At 59.3% G+C, this 1,129-nt stretch carries 3 protein-coding genes and 1 pseudogene; all 4 read left to right on the top strand.

Annotation, left to right across the window (positions count from 1 at the left end; genetic code table 11):
- Positions 1-181, top strand: a pseudogene (locus GG26_RS13620) (hypothetical protein); the annotation flags it as partial.
- Positions 182-241: 60 nt separating this feature from the next.
- Entirely contained in the window at positions 242-412 is a 171-nt protein-coding gene (locus tag GG26_RS13615) for a chlororespiratory reduction 6 domain-containing protein (protein WP_240527377.1), read from the top strand.
- A complete protein-coding gene (locus GG26_RS13610) occupies positions 412-543 on the top strand; it encodes a hypothetical protein (RefSeq protein WP_255322549.1) in 132 nt (43 codons plus the stop codon). Before GG26_RS13615 ends, GG26_RS13610 begins: the two co-directional genes overlap by 1 nt.
- A 98-nt stretch (positions 544-641) precedes the next feature.
- Positions 642-1,067 (top strand): hypothetical protein, encoded by a 426-nt coding sequence (locus tag GG26_RS13605; protein ID WP_011430137.1) that lies wholly within the window; start codon positions 642-644, stop codon positions 1,065-1,067.
- The last annotated feature ends 62 nt before the right edge of the window (positions 1,068-1,129 follow it).

Genomic DNA, 1,129 nt, shown 5'->3' with positions numbered 1-1,129 from the left:
AGTTGGTTTGCTAAGTGCTGCTATTGTACCCCTTGAGCCCTTAACAGGCTGTAGCTGTGTCGTCGTGCCGATTACCTTCTACCTTCCTGCTAAAGCCATTCAAGCTCTGGATTTAACCCCGGGCCATGAGCTGTTGAAAACGTTGATGGCGGATCCTGTCCGGGCTGCCCAGCAGGTGTAATGCGCCATCGATTGGCCGCGCAGCCCCGACGATCCGCGCGAGCTGTCGGAGATCCCGGAGGTGCGCCTGTGGTTTATTCGTTGGGACACGGTCTGCCCCTGGATGCCCTACTTCCTCAACTGGCGCCAAGGAGAGCTGGCCCGTTACGCAGCCATGTTGGTGCCCCATCAATTCAACCCTCGCGAGGGCATTGTTTACAACCCAGAAGCGCTGGAAATCTCTTTGTGTTGATGCGGTGGTTCAAGCAGCAGAAACTGGGATCCCTCTCGATGCTGCGGGATATGGCTTTGGTGTTTGGCTTCGAGGTCCAGCTGGAGTTTCTCACTCTCTGGGAGTCTGAGGTGGGGGATCCGAACTCATGAGGGTGATGGTGGCCGATACCTGGACGGGGATCCCCGGAGCCGCAGCAGTGGCCAGCGCCTGGCAAGAGGTGGTCCAGAGACCTTGAGTCCAGCTCAGGGTGGATCCCAACCCTTCGGAAGCTCAGCTCAAGGCCCTCTGGCAACAAATCGGCGAGCGGGCAACCAATCCCCTCCTGGTTCTGCCGGGCAGTGTCGCCGATCCCCTGGAGCCAGGCCAAACCTGGGCCGATTTGGCCCATGCTTGGGGGTTTAGCCTGCTCTTAACGCTGCGACGGGAGGCCGCCCTGAGCCAAGCAACCGCCTTTGCCGCCCTGATGCGCCAAGCCAAGGTCCGCAACTTGGGCTGGGTGCTGGTCGGATCCCTGCCCGAAACCGAGGATCCCCAAGCTTTGGAGGAGCTGGATGCAGCTTTGATCCCACGCCTAGAGGCTCAAGTTGGAATGCCGGTGCAGGGGAGAATGGCTCTGGATGGGCAGATCCTTTGGGACACCGATTCCCTTGAGCAACTGGGCTACGTTCTATGAAAAGCAGAAAAACCCCCCAGCGTCTGCCAGGGGATTCAAGAAGGACTGGTCGACTAGGTCAG

The organism is Synechococcus sp. 'PEA 65AY6A-5F PE A' (assembly GCF_047462575.1).
GTDB lineage: Bacteria > Cyanobacteriota > Cyanobacteriia > Thermostichales > Thermostichaceae > Thermostichus.
The sequence above is the reverse complement of the archived record's forward strand: the minus strand, read 5'-3'. Positions and strand labels throughout refer to the sequence as shown.